This window comes from Nonomuraea sp. NPDC050022, assembly GCF_044460705.1.
Taxonomy (GTDB): Bacteria; Actinomycetota; Actinomycetes; order Streptosporangiales; family Streptosporangiaceae; genus Nonomuraea.
The window spans coordinates 423695-443650 of the sequence record NZ_JBITKE010000004.1 but is presented as its reverse complement, the minus strand read 5'-3'; the positions used below and the strand labels follow the sequence as shown (position 1 = coordinate 443650).

19 protein-coding genes and 3 pseudogenes are annotated in these 19956 nt (G+C 64.5%); 9 read left to right on the top strand and 13 right to left on the bottom strand.

The window, feature by feature from the left end; translation table 11 throughout:
* Nucleotides 1-66 precede the first annotated feature (66 nt).
* On the bottom strand, nt 67-666 hold the full coding sequence (locus tag ACIBO2_RS18655; protein ID WP_358534160.1) for a TetR/AcrR family transcriptional regulator: 600 nt from the start codon (nt 664-666) through the stop codon (nt 67-69).
* A 198-nt stretch (nt 667-864) separates the two neighbouring features.
* Between ACIBO2_RS18655 and ACIBO2_RS18650 the strand changes: the two genes are divergently transcribed.
* Complete coding sequence (locus ACIBO2_RS18650) at nt 865-2118, top strand: cytochrome P450 (RefSeq protein WP_397298064.1); 1254 nt, start codon at nt 865-867, stop codon at nt 2116-2118.
* Between the two features lie 108 nt (nt 2119-2226).
* Here ACIBO2_RS18650 and lgt read toward each other — a convergent pair whose 3' ends face one another.
* Nucleotides 2227-3174: a prolipoprotein diacylglyceryl transferase gene (lgt, locus tag ACIBO2_RS18645; protein ID WP_358534154.1), complete on the bottom strand. Its 948-nt coding sequence runs from the start codon at nt 3172-3174 to the stop codon at nt 2227-2229.
* Between the two features lie 199 nt (nt 3175-3373).
* On the opposite strand from lgt, the gene ACIBO2_RS18640 reads away from it, so the two are divergent.
* Entirely contained in the window at nt 3374-4021 is a 648-nt protein-coding gene (locus ACIBO2_RS18640; RefSeq protein ID WP_397298062.1) for a hypothetical protein, read from the top strand.
* Nucleotides 4022-4132: 111 nt separating this feature from the next.
* Here the strand turns inward: ACIBO2_RS18640 and ACIBO2_RS18635 are convergent, their stop codons facing one another.
* From ACIBO2_RS18635 to ACIBO2_RS18625, 3 genes are all read right to left on the bottom strand, one after another.
* On the bottom strand, nt 4133-4738 hold the full coding sequence (locus tag ACIBO2_RS18635) for an integrase (protein ID WP_397298060.1): 606 nt from the start codon (nt 4736-4738) through the stop codon (nt 4133-4135).
* Between the two features lie 21 nt (nt 4739-4759).
* Nucleotides 4760-4948, bottom strand: a complete 189-nt coding sequence (locus ACIBO2_RS18630) for a hypothetical protein (RefSeq protein WP_397298058.1) — start codon at nt 4946-4948, stop codon at nt 4760-4762.
* Nucleotides 4949-5028: 80 nt separating this feature from the next.
* A complete protein-coding gene (locus tag ACIBO2_RS18625; RefSeq protein WP_397298056.1) occupies nt 5029-7854 on the bottom strand; it encodes an NACHT domain-containing protein in 2826 nt (941 codons plus the stop codon).
* Nucleotides 7855-8530: 676 nt separating this feature from the next.
* Here ACIBO2_RS18625 and ACIBO2_RS18620 point away from each other — a divergent pair.
* The 3 genes and pseudogenes from ACIBO2_RS18620 to ACIBO2_RS18610 all read left to right on the top strand — a co-directional run bounded on the left by ACIBO2_RS18620 (nt 8531) and on the right by ACIBO2_RS18610 (nt 11658).
* Entirely contained in the window at nt 8531-9523 is a 993-nt protein-coding gene (locus ACIBO2_RS18620; protein ID WP_397298054.1) for a transposase, read from the top strand.
* 92 nt (nt 9524-9615) lie between these two features.
* Nucleotides 9616-10388 (top strand): annotated as a pseudogene (locus ACIBO2_RS18615) (transposase family protein).
* A gap of 442 nt (nt 10389-10830) precedes the next feature.
* The gene (locus tag ACIBO2_RS18610) at nt 10831-11658 is read left to right on the top strand and encodes a hypothetical protein (protein ID WP_358534152.1); all 828 of its coding nucleotides are present in this window, start codon (nt 10831-10833) and stop codon (nt 11656-11658) included.
* Between the two features lie 25 nt (nt 11659-11683).
* Here ACIBO2_RS18610 and ACIBO2_RS18605 read toward each other — a convergent pair whose 3' ends face one another.
* The 4 genes from ACIBO2_RS18605 to ACIBO2_RS18590 all read right to left on the bottom strand — a co-directional run bounded on the left by ACIBO2_RS18605 (nt 11684) and on the right by ACIBO2_RS18590 (nt 14508).
* The gene (locus ACIBO2_RS18605) at nt 11684-12442 is read right to left on the bottom strand and encodes a class I SAM-dependent methyltransferase (protein ID WP_358534149.1); all 759 of its coding nucleotides are present in this window, start codon (nt 12440-12442) and stop codon (nt 11684-11686) included.
* A 169-nt stretch (nt 12443-12611) separates the two neighbouring features.
* Entirely contained in the window at nt 12612-13799 is a 1188-nt protein-coding gene (locus tag ACIBO2_RS18600; RefSeq protein WP_397298051.1) for an RNA polymerase sigma factor, read from the bottom strand.
* Nucleotides 13793-14140, bottom strand: coding sequence for a YciI family protein (locus ACIBO2_RS18595; protein ID WP_358534143.1), 348 nt, complete (start codon nt 14138-14140; stop codon nt 13793-13795). Before ACIBO2_RS18595 ends, ACIBO2_RS18600 begins: the two co-directional genes overlap by 7 nt.
* Nucleotides 14141-14250: 110 nt before the next feature.
* Nucleotides 14251-14508: a hypothetical protein gene (locus ACIBO2_RS18590; RefSeq protein WP_358534141.1), complete on the bottom strand. Its 258-nt coding sequence runs from the start codon at nt 14506-14508 to the stop codon at nt 14251-14253.
* 675 nt (nt 14509-15183) lie between these two features.
* Between ACIBO2_RS18590 and ACIBO2_RS18585 the strand changes: the two genes are divergently transcribed.
* A complete protein-coding gene (locus ACIBO2_RS18585) occupies nt 15184-15636 on the top strand; it encodes an NUDIX domain-containing protein (RefSeq protein WP_358534138.1) in 453 nt (150 codons plus the stop codon).
* Between the two features lie 112 nt (nt 15637-15748).
* On the opposite strand, the gene ACIBO2_RS18580 is transcribed toward ACIBO2_RS18585, so the two are convergent.
* Nucleotides 15749-15907 carry a hypothetical protein gene (locus ACIBO2_RS18580; RefSeq protein ID WP_358534136.1) on the bottom strand — a complete coding sequence of 53 codons (159 nt, stop codon included), beginning with the start codon at nt 15905-15907 and terminating at the stop codon, nt 15749-15751.
* On the opposite strand from ACIBO2_RS18580, the gene ACIBO2_RS18575 reads away from it, so the two are divergent.
* Nucleotides 15875-16063: a hypothetical protein gene (locus ACIBO2_RS18575; protein ID WP_397298595.1), complete on the top strand. Its 189-nt coding sequence runs from the start codon at nt 15875-15877 to the stop codon at nt 16061-16063. The two genes, ACIBO2_RS18580 and ACIBO2_RS18575, sit on opposite strands and share 33 nt — an antisense overlap.
* A 106-nt stretch (nt 16064-16169) precedes the next feature.
* Here ACIBO2_RS18575 and ACIBO2_RS18570 read toward each other — a convergent pair whose 3' ends face one another.
* The 3 genes and pseudogenes from ACIBO2_RS18570 to ACIBO2_RS18560 form a co-directional block, all read right to left on the bottom strand.
* A complete protein-coding gene (locus ACIBO2_RS18570; protein WP_358534133.1) occupies nt 16170-17009 on the bottom strand; it encodes an integrase in 840 nt (279 codons plus the stop codon).
* 176 nt (nt 17010-17185) lie between these two features.
* A complete protein-coding gene (locus ACIBO2_RS18565; RefSeq protein ID WP_397298047.1) occupies nt 17186-18046 on the bottom strand; it encodes a hypothetical protein in 861 nt (286 codons plus the stop codon).
* A gap of 77 nt (nt 18047-18123) precedes the next feature.
* Nucleotides 18124-18927: pseudogene (locus ACIBO2_RS18560) on the bottom strand (CU044_5270 family protein); the annotation flags it as partial.
* On the opposite strand from ACIBO2_RS18560, the pseudogene ACIBO2_RS18555 reads away from it, so the two are divergent.
* Both ACIBO2_RS18555 and ACIBO2_RS18550 read left to right on the top strand, forming a co-directional pair.
* A pseudogene (locus ACIBO2_RS18555) lies at nt 18897-19178 on the top strand (hypothetical protein); the annotation flags it as partial. The pseudogenes ACIBO2_RS18560 and ACIBO2_RS18555 sit on opposite strands and share 31 nt — an antisense overlap.
* Before the next feature lie 7 nt (nt 19179-19185).
* The gene (locus ACIBO2_RS18550; protein ID WP_358534127.1) at nt 19186-19917 is read left to right on the top strand and encodes a dienelactone hydrolase family protein; all 732 of its coding nucleotides are present in this window, start codon (nt 19186-19188) and stop codon (nt 19915-19917) included.
* Nucleotides 19918-19956 lie beyond the last annotated feature (39 nt).

Here is a 19956-nt window from a genome sequence, read left to right as displayed (position 1 = left end):
GCGCGGCTACGCGCGCATGACTCGCTGCCCCACGGACGGATCCGCGAGGCTTATGGGTGCCTGTTGTTACTGCTCGCTCGGCGGTCGCGCGAGCCAGCGGCGGGTGAGGTCATGTACGACCGCCAACCAGCGTTGTGGCTGCTCTCCGGCGGCGATCGCGTCCGCGGCGCTGTGGAGGACGGTGAACAGGATCGTGGCCGCGACATGCGGGTCTATCGGGCGGAATGCGCCCTCGTCCATGCCTCGGTGCAACGCCTTGGCGATGGCGGCGATGGTGGCCTGCTGCCCTTCGTTCATGGGTCCGAGCGCTGAGTTGGTGTGGAAGACCGCGGTATGGAGCCCACCCTGCCGGGCGATGGACTCGACGGCCGCCGCGCATTCGGCGTCGAGGGTAGCCCACCAGTCGATCGGCTCAGTGGATTCGGCGAGCCCTTGGAACCGGTCCACGTAGTCCTGCAGCACGCGGTTGCGTACCGCGACGAGCATCTCCTCCCAGGAGGAGAAGTAGACGTAGAACGTACCCTTCGCGGCGTCGGCTTCGGCGGTGACGGCTTGCACCCAATTGGTCACGTCCTGGCCGGAGTTCAGGAGCCGGATGGCGGCATCGATGAGTTCACCGCGCCTGGCCTCGGGAGAGAGGCGGCGCCGACTCCTGGAGGTGACCATCGCACCAGGGTAACCGACCGTCAGGGGCGCATCAGATGCCCACTTCCGGCCGCGAGCAGGGGTCGCGCCCACGAATATGCCCCAAGCCCAGCGGGTCGGGTACGCCGACCTGTCTCCCACGATCCTTGACATATTGACCTGGGGTCACTATTAATGACCCGAAGTCAATAGCAACCACGCCAAGGAGTGCAGATGCCCATGGCAACGGACAATGAGACGTCCGGCCTCCATCTGGTCAGCAAGCTTTTCGACCCCGCGTCGAGGGCCGACCCGTACCCGATCTACGCCGAGTTCCGCGCCCGTGGGCCGGTATGGATCGAGGAGATGTCCGCGTTGGTGGTGACGAGCTACCGCGACTGCGAGACGCTGCTGCGCGACCCACGGCTCAGCGCCGAACGTCGGCGCTTCTTTCAGCCCGATCAGGCAGCCGACCCGTATCCCCCGGACGCTCCGTCCTCGGTCCGGCGGCCATGGTTCCTCTCCTTGGACCCTCCCGACCACACCCGGCTGCGGCGTCTGGTCAGCAGCGCGTTCACCGCCCGGACCATCGCCCGGATGGAGGACTCCATCGCGCGACTGGTCGACGAGTGCCTCGACCGCGCGGCCGAGCGGGAGACGTTCGACGTGGTGTCGGGCCTCGCCTACTCCCTGCCGATGACGGTCATCTGCCGCATGCTCGGTGTCCCGCTGGCCGACGAGCGGCTGTTCCACCAGTGGTCCGCCCATCTCACCCGGCTGGTCGACGGCTTCCCCACCCCCGACGACCAGAACGGCGAGACCCCTGAGTGGGTCCATGGCATGGTCGACATGCACCGCTACGTCAACGAGCTCGTCGCCGACCGGCGACGGAGCCCGCGACAGGATGACCTGATCTCCGAGTTGCTCGCCGCAGAGGACGGCGGTGACGTGCTGAGCCATGACGAGCTGGTCTCCACGATCGTGCTGCTGCTGGTGGCGGGGCACGAGACGACGGTCAACCTGATCGCCAACGGCGTGCTCGCCCTGCTGCGGCACCCCGACCACCTCGCCACCCTGCGTGCCGACCCCGGCACGGCGTCCGCGGTCGTCGAGGAGATCGTGCGCTATGACCCGCCCGTTCAGCTCACCGCCAGGGTCGCCGGCCAGGACCTAAGCGTCGGGCAGGCGAAGCTGCCCGCGGGCGGCCTGGTCATCCTCCTGCTGGCTGCGGCGCACCGGGACCCGGAGGCGAACCCGAACCCGGACCGGTTCGACCCGGCTCGCGAGCAGGTGCGGCATCTGGGCTTCAGCTTGGGCCCGCACTTCTGCCTCGGCGCGCCGCTGGCCAGACTCGAAGGCCGGCTGGCGCTGACCGCGTTCGCCCGGCGTGTCCGGGAGCCCGGGCTCCTCGTCGACCCGCCGCCCTATCGGGATCACATCAACCTCCGCGGCGTCAGTGAGCTTCTCATCTCCCACGCGGGGGTGACGAGGTGAGGACCGCGCCTTAGGGGAGGCCGAGCCATCTCCGGCCAAGGTCCACGTGGTGCCACCCAAGCGCTGGTGCAAGCCGCAAGAAGCGGCGGTGACCCAGGCTCCGCGCCGTCAAGAACTTCCTGGAGCTCGGCGAGTGTCCGCCGCCGCGTCGGCCTGGTCGGTCGGGTGCGCCGGCTCGGCGGCCTCCCCGCCGTCCTGCTCGTACGAGCCGTCCTGCTCGTACGAGGCCGGCACCACGATCTCTTCGGTGTCCTTGTTACGAGTCACCCAGAGATAGACCAGCGCCCCGAGGAACAGCACGATCGACGTCCACTGGTTGATCCGCAGCCCCAGGAACGTCACCGCGTGGTCCACCCCCCCAACCGGGTCGATCCGCAGCCCCTCGATCCAGAACCGCCCCAACGTGTAGCCGGCGACGTAGAGGGCGAACAGGCGGCCATGGCGGAGTGTGAACCGTCTGCCGGCCAGGATCAGCCCGAAGCCGAGCGCCACGTCCCACAGCGACTCGTACAGGAATGTCGGGTGGTAGAGCACGCCCGGCCGGCCGCCGTGCGCCTGGTCGATCTCCAGGCCCCACGGCAACGTGGTCGGACTGCCGTACAGCTCCTGGTTGAACCAGTTGCCCCAGCGGGCGATCGCCTGCCCGAACGCGATGCCGGGCGCGATCGTGTCGCCCACGGCGCCGAGGGACAGCCCCCGGCGGCGGCAGGCCAGCCACACGCCCACGCCTCCCAGAGCGACCGCGCCCCAGATGCCCAGCCCGCCTTCCCAGATGAACAGCGCCTGGTAGGGCTCTTTGATCGCGCGCGGGCCGAAGTAGATCTGCCAGTCGACGATGACGTGGTAGAGGCGACCGCCGATCAGGCCGAAGATCACCGCAGGAACCGCGATATCGCTGATCGTGCCTTTCTCGCCGCCCCGGGCACGCCAGCGGCGCTCGCTCAGCCAGACGCCGACGGCGATTCCGACAATGAAGCACAATGCGTAGGCCCGGATCGGAATGAATCCAAGATGCCAGACCCCTTGAGAAGGGCTGGGAATCAAGGCGAGAGGCATGCCAGTGACGCTAGCCGATTTGAGGTAACTCCCGCACCCGCTTGGCTACCGCGCACACCCAGCGCAGCTAACGAACGGCGGATCCCGTACCGGGGCCTTCCGTCGATTCCACTTGGCCTCAAGCTATTGACCTGCGGTTTCAGGCCCGAACGCACTCTGGATCATGAATTAGCCGCGGAACGCGGGTTGGACTATTAGCATGCGTGATCTACGAAAGGAGCAGTCGTTGTCTCTTTCTCCCGTGGACGCGGAGTCCCTCACCCGATGCGAGGAACTCCTCCTGCAAAGCATTGAGGAGCTCAGGAACTCCGCCTTAATCTCGGTCTCGAAAGACGAGGTCGATGTGGAGAGCAACGGCGATCCCTCATTCCGCTTCAGTCGGCTGTCCAGCCACTGGTACGGGACGGGCGAAGCGGAAGGGCTGGGCGGGGAGTTCCGGATACCCCAGCTCTACCGCGCCATCGCGAAACCGCCTCCTCTGCTGGCCTGGGACGGCGCGCCCGACGACGAGCGCGAACTCATCCACGAGTCCCGGGAGATCGACGGCACTCCACGTTCAGGTACGGGGGTAGTGGTCACGGTGCGGCTCAGCACCTCGCTGGAAATCTGGCTGTGGTACCGGGGACAGCCCATGCAGATGGACGTGGACTATCTGGGCTACCTAAAGGCCCTGGCCCTCACCAAAGGGACGCACGGCTGGCAGTACCTGTTCACCGACCTCAATTTCGCCGACCCTGACCTCTACTGGACCGCCGGAGATATGAAGGCTATGCTGCATCACCTTCCTGGGCTATTCCCGCAATATGACTACACGTCGTTGCGCGAACGCCTCGACGACCGTCTTTAGGAAGGGCCTCCGCTTCGCTCCGAGCTGTTCTTCCTGGGCACCCTTACCCGGCCAGGTCTCAGCAGAGACGAGAGCGTTGCACGGCACCTTCCACACTCTGACCAGGGCTCCTCAGACCCGGCAGTAGAGGGCCGTCGCATCGTCGAAGGTCTTGCCGCGTGGCCAGCGGGTGCCGTTCGGGTCGGACTGCTCCGCCCTGCGAACCTCGCGGATGAGGTCAGCAGGTCCCCGCTGGTCGAGGACATCTACGGCTTGCCGCCAGGTGGCCAGATTGAAACGGTCGACAAGGCGGGTCGCGCCGTCGCTGAGTTGAGCTGCCGCCCGGATGCGGCTTGTGGGAGTGGTTCCGATCAGGGCCTGTTCGGCCGCTAGTGGACCGGTCGCCGCGACCCAGAACCCGCCGTCGCGGTTGCGATGGTGGCGCATCGCCTCGACGTAGACGCGGTGTGCCGCAGTGTGTTCGGGGCTTCCGGAGTCGAGGGCATCCATAGCAGCTCGGTAGCGAGCGCCTACGTGCGGTTCCCGGTCATCGGTGATCACCATGGGTTCCGCCGCGCCGACGTCGAACACGAGCGTGGAGTCGGCCAAGACGAGCCACTCAAGAGCGTCAGTCGCACAGCGGAGCATGATCACCGTGGCGGAAGGGGTACCCGGCTGAGCCAAGTCGCATGAGCTGTCATGCAGTGAGGTGACGGTCTTGATCCCGTCCGCGAGCATGTCCGTCAAGGAGTTGGTGCTCTAGGTCATGGACGCGATCAACGTGGAGCCAAGAGCCCGCGAGTACCAGGCCACGCCATGCGTACAGCCTGACTCGGAGCCTGGCGGAGTTCCCGCCCCATCCAGCAGAACAGCGCCGCTGGGCGCGGCGGCGACGTAGTCCTCGTTGTCGCGTCCCGGAGCCGGTTCCGTGGCGAAGGCGATGCGCACGTCTACTCCTCTTCGTGGCGATATAGCGGGCTGGCCAGTTCGGAACTGACAGGTTCTCCGGTTGCGGGCTCGTAGCCAACCTACGAAGTGCCGACTAGGTCAACTTCTCCTAAAGCCCAATCAATGAATAATCTCTGGAGGTGGCCGTCGACGGGCAGTGGAGGGAATTCAGCTTTACCATCACCGGTGCCCCGATAGCGGAGGTAAGGGTAGAAATCGGCTAGCGGACCAAGACGGTTGGGTTCAAGGCCTTTCGGCAAGTCCGAAGATTCCGCAAACACTGCTGCGATGAATGCTGCTGGCCCATACATTTCAGGTGGACATTTATAGTGCTCAGAAATGAATCTCTTGTCCTGTAGCCATCCTAGAGTGCTCGAAACAGGTGGTTTTATTTGCGGCGTATCGGTGCGCACTTGGAGCCGGTTGCCGATAAGATCTAGAACCTCTTTAACATAAGCATCTTCTATCGCGGATGGGCCCCGAATGATGGTCTCTAGGCAGCTCCAGGCGATACTTACCCAACCGATATTCCGCACGACGGAACCTGGAGAGAAGAAAATAAATTCTAAGCTCTCGCCATGGATGGCGAAAAGCTCTTGTCCTTCAATTAGTTTCCTATGCCAAGCAGCTACGCCAAGATCTGGAACGTGGATGTGGGCAGCCACTTCCGCTTTATATCGCGTGCTTATCTCGTCCTGCCAGTCGTTCCAGAACTTGCCACTGTTTTGCCCGCGGCTCATGGAGCGGGCCATAAACATGAGCCGAAACATATTGACGCGCTGCTCTTCGTTAGGTGAATCGATAGTCGCCGCGATTCTATTCCCTATCTCCGTTGCTACGTCGGTGCTTGTCGAGTCGGCACTCTCTAGCAACCATCGCAAAGGCTCCGTCTTTTCCATAGAGCACAGGTCTGGCACGGAATGGTCGAGGATTCTGCTTGTCAGCGTGCGAACGAGACTCGGCGGTGGATCGGTGAAGGACAAACACCGTGCGAGGAAACCCAGCACGTTGCCTCGGCCTTTCTCGGCACGATGACGACGCTCATTGAGCAGCGTCTCCATTATCCGTTCGGCACCACGATTGGCGTTCCGGTCCTTGATCTGTATCGCGAGCTGGCCTAGCATGTCCCATTCTTCTCGAGCTATGTGTGGGGCGAGTCGCTTCGCAAGAGATGTCGGCGTATCGCAGTCCGCAGCTAGGTACGCCGCCGCGAAATACTCCATGAACGTTCGATGCGTAAAGGTATATAGATCTTCACCCTGAGCAGTTGTGCCGGCATCGCTGAATACCCATCCGCGCCCACGACAGAAATCTACGAACTGCTCTGCTGCTGCTCTGGCTTCGTCCGGGTCCTCGAAACGGCGTCCACCCATGAATGATGCTGTCTCTGCGATGAGTTCACGCTTCGTTACTGTAGAGTTGACAGTATTCCTGGTCAGAAGCCAGTAAGCCAGGTGACGCAGAGCTGGCTCGATCAGATGCTTAGCCCGCAGCTCTACATGGATTTTTCGACGCTCGTCCCATTTAGTAAAAAGTAGCCTGGAGCACTCCTCATATACTTCAGGCCGGTTGCGCGGAATGGCTCCTTCTCCGCGATACAAAATGCACATAAGAGCCAGCATTAATGGGTTGGCGCGCAGGTCCGGTACGTTGGCACTCTCAGCCATGAAGGCCTCGGCTATCGCACCTGCTCGCAGCGATGATGTGCCTTCTTCCTGGCCGAACCATCGCAGCACATAGTCTTGCACCTGGTCTTCGTCGAACTCGGCGGCCTGGTACTCGGTGAAGTTGCGCACATCGAGTTTTGCCTGGTCATATCCAACCATGCGCGATGTTACAAGTACGCGAGTGAGTGGGTACTCTACACAGAACAATTCCACGATAGATGCGACCTCGCTGCGACGCGTAGTGTCCACGAGTTCATCCAGCCCGTCGAACACAACTATGGCTGCGCCATCAAGTAGCAGTCTATCGATCAGGCCATTCGGCGGACGACACTGATAAAATGTCTCTAGCCGCTGTTCTATGAATCTGATGACGGATCGGCGGGGAGGATCTTCAGCAGCGAAGTCCCGAAGCGTGACCAAGAATGGTATTTTGGAATGCTCATCGCAGGCGTGCCTGTGTATTAAGAATTGGGCGCAAGTGGTCTTGCCGCCCCCGGGGTCGCCGAGAAGTACGGTCCGATCTATCTCCTCATCGAATTCCCAAACACTCAGCTCACGCACTAGTCCAGCGCTACTTTGATCCGCCGTAAGAATCTTCGGCGGCACGTAAAGGTTTTGGAGCGGGACCCGTCGACGGCGCTGAAAGTCGGGGGGTTCCATTTTTCCGTGGTGCTCTCGAGCTTGCCGGCGGTAGCGAGCGACAAAGCGCCTGGCCTCTCCTGGGTCATCTCTCTTAGCGAGAACTGCCGTGTGGCGTTCGATGACTGAGAGGGTGGCGTTTACCCTGGACAGAAATGCCTCCTGTCGAAGCTGAGCCAATGCACTGCCTTTGTCTGTGGATAGACGGCCGACGAGCGTACATATGTGGTGGTCAAGAGCGGCAAAGACGCTGCTTGCCGCATTTCCACAACTCTCGGCAGTGAGCACATCGCAGAGCGCGGCCTCTAGGCGCTCAACTTCCATTTCAGGAGCATCGGTCAATCGAACTGCAAGTAACTCATGAATGATCGCATGCACGGCCGAATTCTGGAGAGCATCCGCGACTGCTTGGGCGGAAGATTCATTTATTTCTACCTTAGGGCTTGATTCGGTCAGCTGATAAGTATCAAACCATCGGGCGATCTCGAAATCTGCCTTCCCAGAGTGCCCGGCTTTTCTCGCGGCTATCATCAAGCGTCGCCCTGTCAAGGCAAACGCCTCCACAATTAGGCCGCTTATGATTCCCTCAAGTAGCGACATATGGTGACCTTTCTCCAGCTTCGCCGAGTGCAATCAAATCCGAAACTCTCCGACTAGTTGTGTGTCTCGGGTTCTTCAAAGCTACCGGACCTGAGAGCGACTTGTAGGATAACGGCTAGAGATCCGTTTTGCTCCATATGTACAAGTCTGAGTCTATGTATGCCTTTTGGTGCTGGTGGTGCAACGACCACAAAGGCGTCTGTTGTTGATCCTTTATTTGCACAGGTAACGCCATAACGATCGCCTATCCGTGGCTCACGGTCAGAGGTGGCCGGGGCGATCGACGGGCCATGATTTCGTTCCTCAGCCATGGCCCACCGGACACCAAGCATGAGAGCTGTGCGAGGAGGGCATCGAGGCACGGCCACTGTTCCAAGCCACTATGAACGGCGGCTGTCCGATACTGCGGTCAGGGGCCGGGAACTGCTCATCCACTTGCGGGTCCACCGCTTCTTCTGCCGCACTGACACATGCGCGAAGACGACGTTCGCCGAGCAGATTTCGGGACTGACCGTCCGATACGGCCGACGCAGCATCCAAGCGGCGAGGGCGTTGCAGGCCATCGCGCTGGCGCTGGGCGGCCGCGCCGGAGCCTGGCTCGCCGGTCGGCTGGCCGCCTCGGTGAGCTGGATGACGCTAATCAGGCAGATCCGCGCCCTGCCGGACCCGGCCCCTCATGGCGGGCCCGCAGGTGCTCGGCGTCGACGACTTCGCCCTGCGGCGGGGTCACTCCTACGGCACGATCCTGATCGACATGTCCACCAGCACCGTGGTGGACGTGCTGGCCGACCGGACGGCCGACACCCTGGCGGCCTGGCGGCGTGCGCATCCTGGTGTCGAGATCGTCTGCCGTGATCGAACCTGCGCCTATGCCGAGGGCATCGCCTGGGGCACGCCGCACGGACCCAAGTCGCGGACAGGTGGCACCTCTGGCGGAACCTCGGCGAGGCTGTCGAACGCGCCGTCATCTGGCACCGCCACCACCTCCAAGCTCTGGCCAACGAGCCGAGTACCCGTACCGACGCGTCTCCACCTGCGGCGCCGTCCGCCCTGCCCCGCTCGTCCGCGAAGCGTTAGGACCGCATCGCCACGCGGACCCGCGACCGGCATGCCGCCGTTCACGCCCTGCTCGAGCAAGGTCAAGGGCTGCGGGAGATCGCCCACCTGCTGTCCTTGGGCGCAACACCGTGCGGCGCTTCGCCCGCGCGGCCCTTCCGACGACCTGCTCGTTCATGCCGGTACGGGACGACGGCCCAAGAACCTGGAAGCCTACGACTCCTACCTGCGCGAACGCTGGGCCGAGAGATGCGCCAACGCCGAAGTCCTCTACCGGGAACTGCAGGCTTTGGGGTATCGCGGCAGCGGCACCACCCTCCGCCAGTACGTCCGCCCCTGGCGAGCGGCAACATCTCCCGCGCCGACGTCACCTCGGCCGCCCACGGTCCGGCAGGCCACGGGCTGGTTCCTGCGCAATCCCGCCAAGCTCGACGCCGACGACCACCACGGGCTCCAAGCACTCACCACCGCATGCCCCCACCTGGGGGTGCTTCGGCTACGTGTTCGCCAGTTCGCCGAGATGATGATGCACCGTCACGGCCAAAATTTGGAGACCTGGATGAACACGGAACCTTTTTCAGGCTCCTTGGCGGGCGCCCTGGTCACAGCATGATCGCGATGCCGGTGTTCGGCCGGTGACATGAAGAAGCTCCTGGTAGACGGGTTGATCACCACAACCCACACCGTCGCAACCAGGAGCTTCAGGTGCTGTTCTACCGTGCCGCCGTCGATTTGTCGCATCGGACCCTGAACTACGTCGCCGGGGTGATCCGGCGCCACCGTAAGTCCATGAGGTCGCTCTGGCGCCGGCTCAACCCCGGTCGGCAGGCACTGCTGGTGCTGGTCTACCTGCGTAAGAGCGAGACGTTCACCGAGCTCGGAGCGGGGTTTGGCGTGTCAACGGCGACCGCATGGCGGTATGTGGAGGAGACGGTCGCGCTGCTGTCGGCCCGCTCGCCCAAGCTCACGGTGGCGTTGCGCAAGGCGAAGCGGGACGGGCTGCACTACCTGGTCCTGGACGGCACGCTGATCCACACCGACCGGGTCAAGGCCGACCGGCCCTACTTCTCCGGCAAGCACCGCGTGCACGGGATGAACGTGCAGGTCATCGCGTCCCCGGATGGGACCATCCTGTGGACCTCCGGCGCGCTGCCCGGCAAGGCTCACGATCTGAGCGCCGCCCGGATCTGGGGCATCCTGCGGGCGCTGGAGCAGGCCGGGATCATCACCCTGGCCGACAAGGCGTATCAAGGAGCCGAGGGCCCGGTCCGCATCCCGTACAAGGCAAGAACAAACCGGAGTCCCAGAAGCAGGCCAACCGCGCCCACGCCAAGCTCCGCGGACCCGGCGAACGAGCGAACGCCCAGCTGAAGAGCTGGAAGATCCTCCGCAAGCTACGCTGCAGCCCGTCCAAGGCCGGCCACCTCTGCAAGGCCATCGCCGTCCTTCAGAATCACCACGTCGCCCAGACGGCCTGAGGATGAAAAAGGGTCACGGTCTTGGACGACGACCTGCCTGAGCTGCACTCCTTCGCCACCGGGCTACGCCGTGACCAAGACGCCGTCACCGTCGGGCTCACCCTGCCCCACAGCTCCGGCCTGTCGAAGGGCATGTCAACCAGACCAAGATGCTCAAGCGACAGATGTATGGCCGTGCCAACCCCGATCTCCTGCGCAAACGCATGCTCCTGGCCGACTGACCAGGGTTCGATCACGGAATGTGTGCCTGATCCAGTATTCACGCGTCGTCGACAGCAAGTACGGGATCGGGCGCAAGGACTACCCCGCCCGCCTTTATCGAGGGCTATCGCCACCACTTGGGTTCACCGGTCTACACAGGATCGTTACAGGGAATCCCTTATCTCGCCAACGCCACCCTCTTACTCTTTTCCCTGCTATATCCTCCCAAGCAAGGACACTGATGAAGCTCTTATTCGCAGGCCTCGTGGCAACGGCAGCGACCGTGTGCGCGGTGGCCGCACCCGCTCAGGCGGCATCCGTCGCATCCGTGCAGGCCGCTCCAGTGGACCCGGTGAAAGCCCTGAAGGCCCAGCTGGCCCCGGGCAAGGGCGTAAAAATCACCGAATCAAGCAGCATTACCGTTGATTTCACCACCAACGACCAGGCTATGCAGGTACGGGTGAACACCCGCACGGCCGGCACCCTGGCTTTCGGCAAGGGCAATGTAGCGGCTGCCGACCTCCGTGTCCGTATGTCCTCACGCCAGCAAGGGCCCAACCCTCCCTACCGGGTCATCGCTGAGGGCAGAAACGCCTACGTGACCAACGCCGGCATCGCCAAGGCGCTGCCTTCCGGCCGTTCCTGGATCCAGTCGAAGGCCAGCGGGCAGGAAAATTCCGTCCTCGGCATGGGCGTCACCTCAGCAGAACTTCAGTACATGGTGAAAAACGCATCAGAAGTGGCGACCGGCGAATATCAGGGCACCGCCAAACTCACTGACTTCCGGCACGACAAGTCCGCCGGGGAAGGCAACGTCGAGTTCCACCTGTACTTCGATCAACACAACCTGCTCACCCGCACGGTCGTCGACACGACGGCCTACCCGGACGACGACAGCACGGCCTACGACCAGATGGTCTTCCACACCGATACCAAGTATTCGGGCTGGGGCGCCAAGGTGAAGATCACCGCACCGGCGGCCGGCAAGGTCATCAGCGAGAAGAAGCTCAACACGAAGACCCGCAAGGCCGCCATAAAGGCTGGCTATCCAGAGAGCGGTCCCTTCTAAATCAGCGCCGTAACTAGCGCCGTAACTAGCGCCGTTCGAGCGTGAGCAGCGGCTCAGCGAACACCGGTGCTGGTGCGTCGGGATTCGCGGCAACCGCCTCCTCCAGGCGGCGGAAGCCGGCCTCCAGCTCGTCCGGACTGAGTTGAGCGAAGAACGAAAGGGTGCGCAGGCGCAGCCGTTGAAGCATGTCACCGAGGGTGCCGACGGACGGCTCGGTAACCGTGCCGAAGCTGGCAACGCGCCAGCCGTCCGACGTGAACATCTCGATGACCTCGTGCAGCGGCTGAAACAGCGCGGCGTCCGCCGCGAAGCCGCAGGGGAAGTGCTCCAGCCACCACGGCCTGGGATGGTGGTCGCTGAAATTCGCGCGCAGTAGCAGCCGCCCGCCCGGCCTGAGCACCCTGGCCAGTTCCCGGGCCGCCTGCGGTTTGTCCTGGACGTGATGCCAGGACAAGAACATGAGAACGTAGTCGGCACTGGCGGACGGCACCGGCATGTCCTCGGCGGAGCCCGCCAGATATCGCACGTCGGGATGCGGAGACTGCGCCTGTGCTATCTCGCGCATGCGGACCGACGGCTCGACGCCAGTGACCGGCCCGAACGCTCGCGCCAGCGCGGGGGTGAACCTGCCGGTCCCCGCGCCGACGTCCAGCCCCACCAGCGGACGCCCCTCGGGCAGCACCGCTGCGAAGGCACTGATCCATGTCTGCTGCTGCCGCTCGGTAAGCGCACGGCCACGCGCGTAGTCCTGGTACTGCTCGGTGTCGTAGTCGATCCGCCTCATCGCCGCTCCCGCGTCAGCCGGGCCACGGCAAACCATCGACCCGATATATCGAGTGGATACATCGGCACGATATGCGGTGTCGCGTCATGCCACAAGTGGGGGCATGACGGTCAGGCACAGGCTTCGCCCGGCGAAGCCGGCTGGGATGTGGACTGTTCTCGACCGGGGACTAACCCGAGCCTGTCCCGCCTGCCAGTTCCGTGAGCCGGCGTTCGAGGAAGCGCCGTTCGGCGCCGTCATCGGTGAGTTGTCTCGCACGTCGATAGGCGTCACGCGCCTCGTCGGTACGCCCGAGGCGTCGCAAGAGTTCGGCCCTGGTCGAGTGCAGGTAGCGGAAGTCGTCGAGCCCCAGTTGGTCGACGACGCGCAGACCGGCCTCGGGGCCTTCGGTCTCGGCGACGGCGATGGCGCGGTTGAGCTCCACGATGGGCGAGCCGGTCAGGCGGGCGAGCCGGCCGTACAGGGCCGCGATCTGCGCCCAGTCGCACGGCGTCTCGGCGTGCAACGAGGCGATGGCGGCCTGCAGGACATAGGGCCCGCGGCCGCGTAGGGCGAGCGCCCGGTCGAGCTCGGCGCGTCCAGCGGCGAGCTGCTCGATGTTCCACCGTGACCGGTCCTGATCGCCGAGCAGTACGAGCTCGCCGTCGCGGAACCGCGCCTCGCGACGGGAGTCGTGCAAGAGCATCATCGCCAGCAGCCCGTGAACCTCGGGGTCGTCCGGAAGCAGTTCGGCCAGCGCGCGCCCCAACCAGATCGCCTCCGCCGCGAGCTCGTCGCGGCCACCATAGCCCTCGTTGAAGACCAGGTAGACGACGGCGAGAACGGCGTCGAGACGCTCGCGGAGCAGGTGAACCGGTGGCACGCGAAACGGGATCCCCGCTGCTTTGATTTTGCGTTTGGCCCGCACCAGCCGCTGCGCCATGGTGCGCTCCGGTACGAGGAAGGCGCGGGCGATCTCGTCGGTGGTGAGCCCGCCGAGGGTGCGCAGGGTGAGCGCTACCTGCGCCTCGATGGCGAGCGCCGGGTGACAGCAGGTGAAGATGAGTTCCAGGCGCTCGTCGGGAAACGTCGTGGCGTCCATCGGCATCTCCGCACGATCGCCGGCGACGAGCAGGCCGAATTTGGTGGTGAGGGCCCGGTCACGGCGGATGCGGTCCGTCGCTCGGTTCCGAGCCGTCGTCATCAGCCAGGCGCGCGGGTTGCTGGGGACGCCGTCGCGTGGCCACCGGTCGGCGGCGACGGCGAACGCCTCCTGCGCGGCCTCCTCGGCGATGTCGAAGTCGCCGAGAAAGCCGATCAAGGTGGCCAGGACGCGGCCCCACTCCTCGCGGAAGACCTGTTCGAGCGTGGCTACCAATACACCTCCGAGGGGCGGATCTCGATGGCGCCACCGTAGCGCGCTGCGGGGTGGCGGGCGGCCACCTCGATAGCCGCGTCGAGGTTGTCGGCCTCCAGGATGAACCAGCCGCCGACGGCCTCCTTCATCCCGACGAACGGGCCGTCCGTTGTCAGAGGCTTGCCGCCTTCGACCCGCACGGTGGTCGCGTTCTCGGGCAGGCCCATCGGCACCCCGGGGGTGACGCCCGGCGTCCGATTGAACCCTTGGTAGTCGGCGTAGACCTGCTTCTGCTCCTCCTCGGACAACGCGGCCTGTCCCTCAAGCGCGGTGCCCTGAAAGATCAGCATGACGTACTTCATCGTTTCCTCCTCGTTGCTACCAGGTTGGTCGCGCAGTAAGACGAACGGCGAGTCACGAAATCGACAGGTCGGCACTGGAAATCTGACGCGACCGTGATCAGGCGTCGGGGTCAGGGAGTGGTGAGGTGGGCGCGGATGGCGGCGGCGCCGGATTCGGAGAGCCGGTCGGTGAGGGTACGCAGTCCGGGGTGGATGACGCGCAGCGACTCGATGTCGGCGGGCCATCGGTGACCGGTGTGCCAGTGTTTCCTGATCTCGGCGATGCACGGCACCGGCACCATGCCGTGGCTGATCGCCGGGGCGCGGGCGCTGGCCGATCTCCTGCCCACCGCGACCCCGCGCGCCGTACCGGGCGAGAACCACGGCATGGACCGCCGACCATGGGCGCAGTGCTGTGGCTCGAGCTTTTAACTTTCTGCACAAAGAGGATTTGAACAATACCGCAGCCCATTCGCCGCAGGCAGGGTGTCATATCCGCACTTCGCACAAGGATAGGAGCCGCTCGGCAATGCGTAGTTTTGCCGAGAAGAGAGCATATTGCTCGCCTGCGGGAGAGCGTAAGCCGGGCCCTCGAACTCTCGCTCTTGCCTAATTTCCCGTGTGACGTTCCCTTCCCGATACGTCTCGACACGGACCTCCCTGAGCTTCACAGTGGTCGACTCGTAGCGCACCGCATGAGTCCAGGGTCCCCGCGCAATGTCCGCTGGAACCTGGTGAACGTACTGATCTTGCGCATGCGCCCCGTGGACCGCCCTCACGATCATCATAATGATCACACTGGCCACTAGAATGATCATTGCGATGAGAAGAGAAGCCATGAGCGGATGACGGGTGGCGATGCTCGTGATAGTTGACCAGACCCCAGACATAACACTCCCCCCTGGGGTGTCGTTGTCCCACATGGGACAACGAAAAGTAATTACCACGCAAACTTGGTTCCATGCGTGGCGATCACTCACGAATTGATAACCTCGCCTTCAGTCGATTTCGACCAATTTGTCCTATTCACATGCTAGTTGTAATGAGTGGGTCTCGATAATCCGATGGATCATTACAACGCGCAGCACTCCGTCAGCGTGGCAGGCGTGATCATCGACGACCATGGCCGCGCACTTCTTACCCAGCGCAGAGACAACGGCCGCTGGGAAGCACCCGGCGGAGTCCTGGAGCGCGACGAGGATGTCACCAGTGGCCTGCTCCGGGAGATCTATGAAGAGACTGGCCTGCGGGTCGAGCCTGTAACCCTGACCGGCGTCTACAAGAACATGACGCGTGGCATCGTCGCCCTGGTCTTTCGCTGCAAGGTCATCGGCGGCCGGCTCACCGAGACGGACGAGACCCGCGCCTTCCGCTGGGTCACCGCGGACGAGGTTCAAGAACTCGCATCCGAGGCATTCGCCATCCGCGTTCTCGACGCCATGCGTCACGACCAAGCGCCGGCTATCCGCAGCCATGACGGTGTTCACCTACTGGGGGCGTCGCAGCCTCATGAGTGACTTGCCGAATTGCGTAGTCCCCGCAGTCGCAATGGACTCGGCCGATCACTTCGGCTCTTCATGGCCGCTCTCACCTGCTATCGCCGGCCAATGGCGCGGACAATGTCTGCGATCAAGTGCCCTGAAAAGACCGATCGTTAAGCGCTTCGCCAGGCGTCGGAGATACAGGATTCCTCTCGGGTATCGGCAGGACCCGAACTGTGCAATTGCCCGACGCTTCTACCCGCTCACAGGACCAGTGACGACCGTCGTCGTCGGTGATGAAGCGCACCACGTCGCCCTCGGCGAGCTCGTCCTGCAGGAATGGGATGTTCGCAAAATCACCGAACCCTTGAAGGAGGCAGTTTTTCCGTGGGTGGATTCAGCGAGTTTCTGGCTGCTCGATCGAGTCTCAGGCCGCGCGAGCATGTGGTGCCCGGCACGCTGAGGCTGAGCGAAGAAGACCTTGCTCAACTGGGTAGGCGCACGCGGCCTGGGTGAGCGCGCGCATCGCCCGGCGCGTTTGCTGCCTCCCGGACGAACCGTTCCGAAGGTCAGAGTCGCCAGTAGACGGCGGTGGCGTCGTCGTGTGCCTTGCCGCGTGGCCAGCGGGCGCCGTGGGGGTCGGTGCGTTCGGCCGTACGGACCTGGTTGATGAGTCCGGCGGGACCGTCGTCTTCCAGGATGTTCAGGAGGCGTCGCCAGCTGGCGAGCTCGAAGCAGTCGACCAGGCGCGATGCCCCATCGCTGAGCAGCGCGGCAGCTCGTACCGCGTCCGTGGGAACGCTGCCGGTGAGAGAGTGTTCGGCGGCCAGGGGGTCGGTGGAGGCGACCCAGTAGCCTCCGTCCCGGTTGCGGTGCTGGAGCTGGGCTTCCACCGAACCAAGGCGTGCCTGCTCGTGCTCCGTGGAGCCGGTGGGCAGGGTGTCCAGGTGCGTTCGCAGGGTCGCCGTGACATCAGCCAGACGATCATCGCTGACCACCATGGGTTCCGCGGTGGCGTTCAGGTCCAGGACGAGGATGGAGTCCGCCAGCACCAGCCAGTCCAGGGACTCCGTTGTCCGGCGGAGTAAGAGCACGGTTGCCGCGGGTGATCCGGGATGGGCGAGGTCGCAGGTCGAGGAGTGCAGAGAGGAGACGGTCTCGATGCCGTTGGCCAACACCTCGGCCAACGGGCGGTCGTCGGACGTCAGCGTGGAGAGCGTCGTCAGCGTGGAGAGTAAGGACGAGCCGAGCATGCGCGTGTACCAGGCCACGGTGTGGACGCATCCGGTCGGCAGGCGTGCGGGATAGCCGGCGCCGTCCAGAACGACCACCGCGTCAGGGGTCGCGCCGACGAAGTCTTCGTTCTCCCGGTTGAGACCACCCACCTCAGTGGCGAAGGCCAGGCTCACGCTGGTCAGCTCTCCTCATGTCGGTGCGGCGGACTTGCCGACTCAGCGTACGGCGACGACAGCAGGTGCCGCTCGCGCGTCGCGAGCGGCACCTGCTCCGTTACGGCTTGCTCAGACGGCTATGGCCTGCTTCAGACGGCGCGGCCCCCGTCGGAAGCGCCGTCAAGAGCTCCCCGTCAGACGGTCCCCTCCCGGCCGATCCCCTCCCGGCCGAACTCCAGAGTGATCCGTGAGTTGATCTCCTGGGCCTTGGGGGAGTAAGCGGGGTAGAACTCCTTTCCGCACGCCAGGTCCTTCAGTGCCGCCTTGATCTCCTTGTCCAGGGACGGCTTGGCCTCCTCCGGCTTGAGCTTCGGCTTCAGGACGAGGGTCTTGCCCTTGGGCACCTTCGGCAGCGGGTCCTTCCAGGTCTTCTTGGCGAACTCCGTGACCTGCTGCCAGTACGTCCTGCGGCCCAGACCGTTCAGTGCGGTCGGCCTGGCCTCGCTGACTCCCAGGCACTTGGCGAACTGCTTGCCCAGCTGCGCGAGCCGCGTGTCCTTGTCGAGGACGCTCAGCTCCTTCTTCAGCGTGGCTTCGAGCTGATTCCAGTAGTCGTCCTGGGAGGTGACGGTCTTGCCCAGCACCTCCTTGGCCGCCTCGGAGAAGCAGGCGTCGTCGGCGGCGCGCCACTTCTTCAGCCCGTCGGCCGAGAGCGACATCATCGTCTTGTTGTTCGGGTTGTCGGGGAAGGTGGGGTTGACCACCTCGTCCTTCGGGAAGGCGTTCTCGGCCCAGACGCCGAAGCCGTATTTGGCCCGATACGTCCGCAGCGCCTTGAGGTCACCCTGAAGCCGCTCCCACTCCCCGGGCTGCCACTTGTGCCTGGGCATCGGGATGGCCAGGTAGTCGAAGCCCTTCTCCGTCATGCAGGCGACACGCTTCGCCTCCACTTTGGTCTGCAGCTCGTACGCGGCATCGGCCCTCGAAGGCGGTGATGTGAGCGTGCCGAACGAGCCGACGAGCACGGTGGCCGCGATGGCCTTGGCGATGAGCACGGGTTGTTCTCCTTGCTTGATATGAGGACATGCGAAACAGAACTTCCGGCCGAAAAGGCCGGATCGGGGGGAAAGTCTCAGCAGGGGATCTTCATGTGGGACGCCTTCGGCGACACCTCGGGCAGCCCGCGTACGAGATCGGCGGCGAGCACGGCGGTGCCTTGCGTCGCGCCCTTCCTTTCGGTGATCTCGTCGGTGGGCACCTTTCTGTCCCTGGTGTTGACCGTGCGTTCGCCCAGGTAGCTATAGGTTTCCCGGTCGAAGATCAGCTCGAACCGGGTGCCGTTGCCCTCGTCCATGGCGACGGCCAGGCCGGGGCGGCCGGCGGCGTCCACGGCGTCGCCGATGAGCACGATGCCGCCCAGTCCAGCGGCGACCTGGTACAGCGCGGCGCCCAGGCTGGGCCGTACCACGGACTCGCGGACCAACTCCTGGAGGGAGCGCCAGATGCGCAGCGGCTCCTCGCCAGTGTCGGCCACGATCTTCGCGCGTACCTGGGCGGGGTCCGTCGGCCAGGTGCCCAGCCGTGCGTACTCCGGCTGGCCGGGACAGGCCCCTGGCTCGTACACGATGTCCGTGACGCCGTGGTCCCAGTAATTCCGGGGCGCCGGACCCGTGGCCGACAGGCCCTGCGTACGGCTCAGCCAGGGCTTGCCCACGTCGGCCGCCTCCCAGCGCTCCTCGTTGACCAGCACCTTGGTGTACTGCGTCTTCCCCGATCGGTCCTTGGTGTACAGGCTGCGCTGGGCCAGGATCTTGGTGTGGACGTACTGGCCGCGGGGCGGCAGCATGTCAGGCTGGTCGGCGGCGGCCCGCGCGGCCAGGTTGAGCAGCGCCTTGGCGTCGGCGGGTGGCGCCGCGACCAGAGACCCCGCGACCCCTCGACCGGAACCCGATAGCGGGTCCGGTGCTCGCGGGCGAGCTGATCTACCTTGTGACGCCCGAAGGCGAGGTGAGCGCCCACGACGTGCGCACCGGTGAGCCGCGCTGGCGTCACGAGCTCGGCAGCTCCGTTGTCTCGGCCGTCCGAACGGACGATGAGGATATGTTCACCGAGGAGATCAGCCCCATTCTGCCCGGCGACGGGGTGCTCTACGTACGCCCGGGCACTCCATCGTGGCGCTCTCCAAGGAGTACTCATGAGACAAAACGCGCGCATTCCGTTGCCCGACGGCGACTCACTGGCGGCGACGGTGGCGCTGCCCGAGGGGACCGCGCCCGTGGCCGGATGGCCGGGGGTGGTGGTCGTGCACGAAATCTACGGTGTCGAACCGGACATGCTTGAGGTGGTGGACCTGTTCGCCGAGCGTGGGTACGCGGCGGTCCTGCCTGATCTGTACAGCCACGGGACCAGGGTCGGGTGCCTGGCGCGGGCTATGCACCAGCTCGCGACCGGTAAGCCCGGTCGGCCGACGGCCGACATTGACGCGACCCGGCGGTGGCTGGCCGGTCGTGAAGACGTCGACGGTGCTCGGCTGGGTGTGATCGGGTTCTGCATGGGGGGCGGGTTCGCTCTGGCGTATGCGGCGGGCGCGCCGCCCGGTGTGCGGGCCGCATCGGTGAATTATGGGGCGGTTCCCCGGCATCAGGAGGAGCTGCGGTCGGTGTGTCCGGTCGTGGGGTCCTACGGTGGCCGCGACCAAGGGTTTCGGTCGCACGGCAGGCGGCTGCAGGAGCATATGGCGGCGCTCGGCATCAAGCACGACGTCGAGATCCATCCGGCCGCCGGGCATTCCTTCATGACCGACGGTCATCATCCCATCGCGAAACTCGCGCTGTTTCCATTGCGTCATGGTCTCGTCCGCTCAGCGGCGGACGACGCGTGGCAGCGTACGTTCGACTTCTTCAACCAACACGTGGCTGGCGAATAGCTCGAAATCGCTAAAGAAGAGAAGCGCCCGGTTGGCACC

Bases quoted from the DNA above. Each gene is read 5' to 3' on its own strand.
- ACIBO2_RS18655 (WP_358534160.1), bottom strand. From the start codon at position 666: ATGGTCACCTCCAGGAGTCGGCGCCGCCTCTCTCCCGAGGCCAGGCGC.
- ACIBO2_RS18650 (WP_397298064.1), top strand. From the start codon at position 865: ATGGCAACGGACAATGAGACGTCCGGCCTCCATCTGGTCAGCAAGCTT.
- lgt (WP_358534154.1), bottom strand. From the start codon at position 3,174: ATGCCTCTCGCCTTGATTCCCAGCCCTTCTCAAGGGGTCTGGCATCTT.
- ACIBO2_RS18640 (WP_397298062.1), top strand. From the start codon at position 3,374: ATGCGTGATCTACGAAAGGAGCAGTCGTTGTCTCTTTCTCCCGTGGAC.
- ACIBO2_RS18635 (WP_397298060.1), bottom strand. From the start codon at position 4,738: ATGCTCGCGGACGGGATCAAGACCGTCACCTCACTGCATGACAGCTCA.
- ACIBO2_RS18625 (WP_397298056.1), bottom strand. From the start codon at position 7,854: ATGTCGCTACTTGAGGGAATCATAAGCGGCCTAATTGTGGAGGCGTTT.
- ACIBO2_RS18620 (WP_397298054.1), top strand. From the start codon at position 8,531: ATGGCGGGCCCGCAGGTGCTCGGCGTCGACGACTTCGCCCTGCGGCGG.
- ACIBO2_RS18610 (WP_358534152.1), top strand. From the start codon at position 10,831: ATGAAGCTCTTATTCGCAGGCCTCGTGGCAACGGCAGCGACCGTGTGC.
- ACIBO2_RS18605 (WP_358534149.1), bottom strand. From the start codon at position 12,442: ATGAGGCGGATCGACTACGACACCGAGCAGTACCAGGACTACGCGCGT.
- ACIBO2_RS18595 (WP_358534143.1), bottom strand. From the start codon at position 14,140: ATGAAGTACGTCATGCTGATCTTTCAGGGCACCGCGCTTGAGGGACAG.
- ACIBO2_RS18590 (WP_358534141.1), bottom strand. From the start codon at position 14,508: ATGCCGTGGTTCTCGCCCGGTACGGCGCGCGGGGTCGCGGTGGGCAGG.
- ACIBO2_RS18585 (WP_358534138.1), top strand. From the start codon at position 15,184: ATGGATCATTACAACGCGCAGCACTCCGTCAGCGTGGCAGGCGTGATC.
- ACIBO2_RS18550 (WP_358534127.1), top strand. From the start codon at position 19,186: ATGAGACAAAACGCGCGCATTCCGTTGCCCGACGGCGACTCACTGGCG.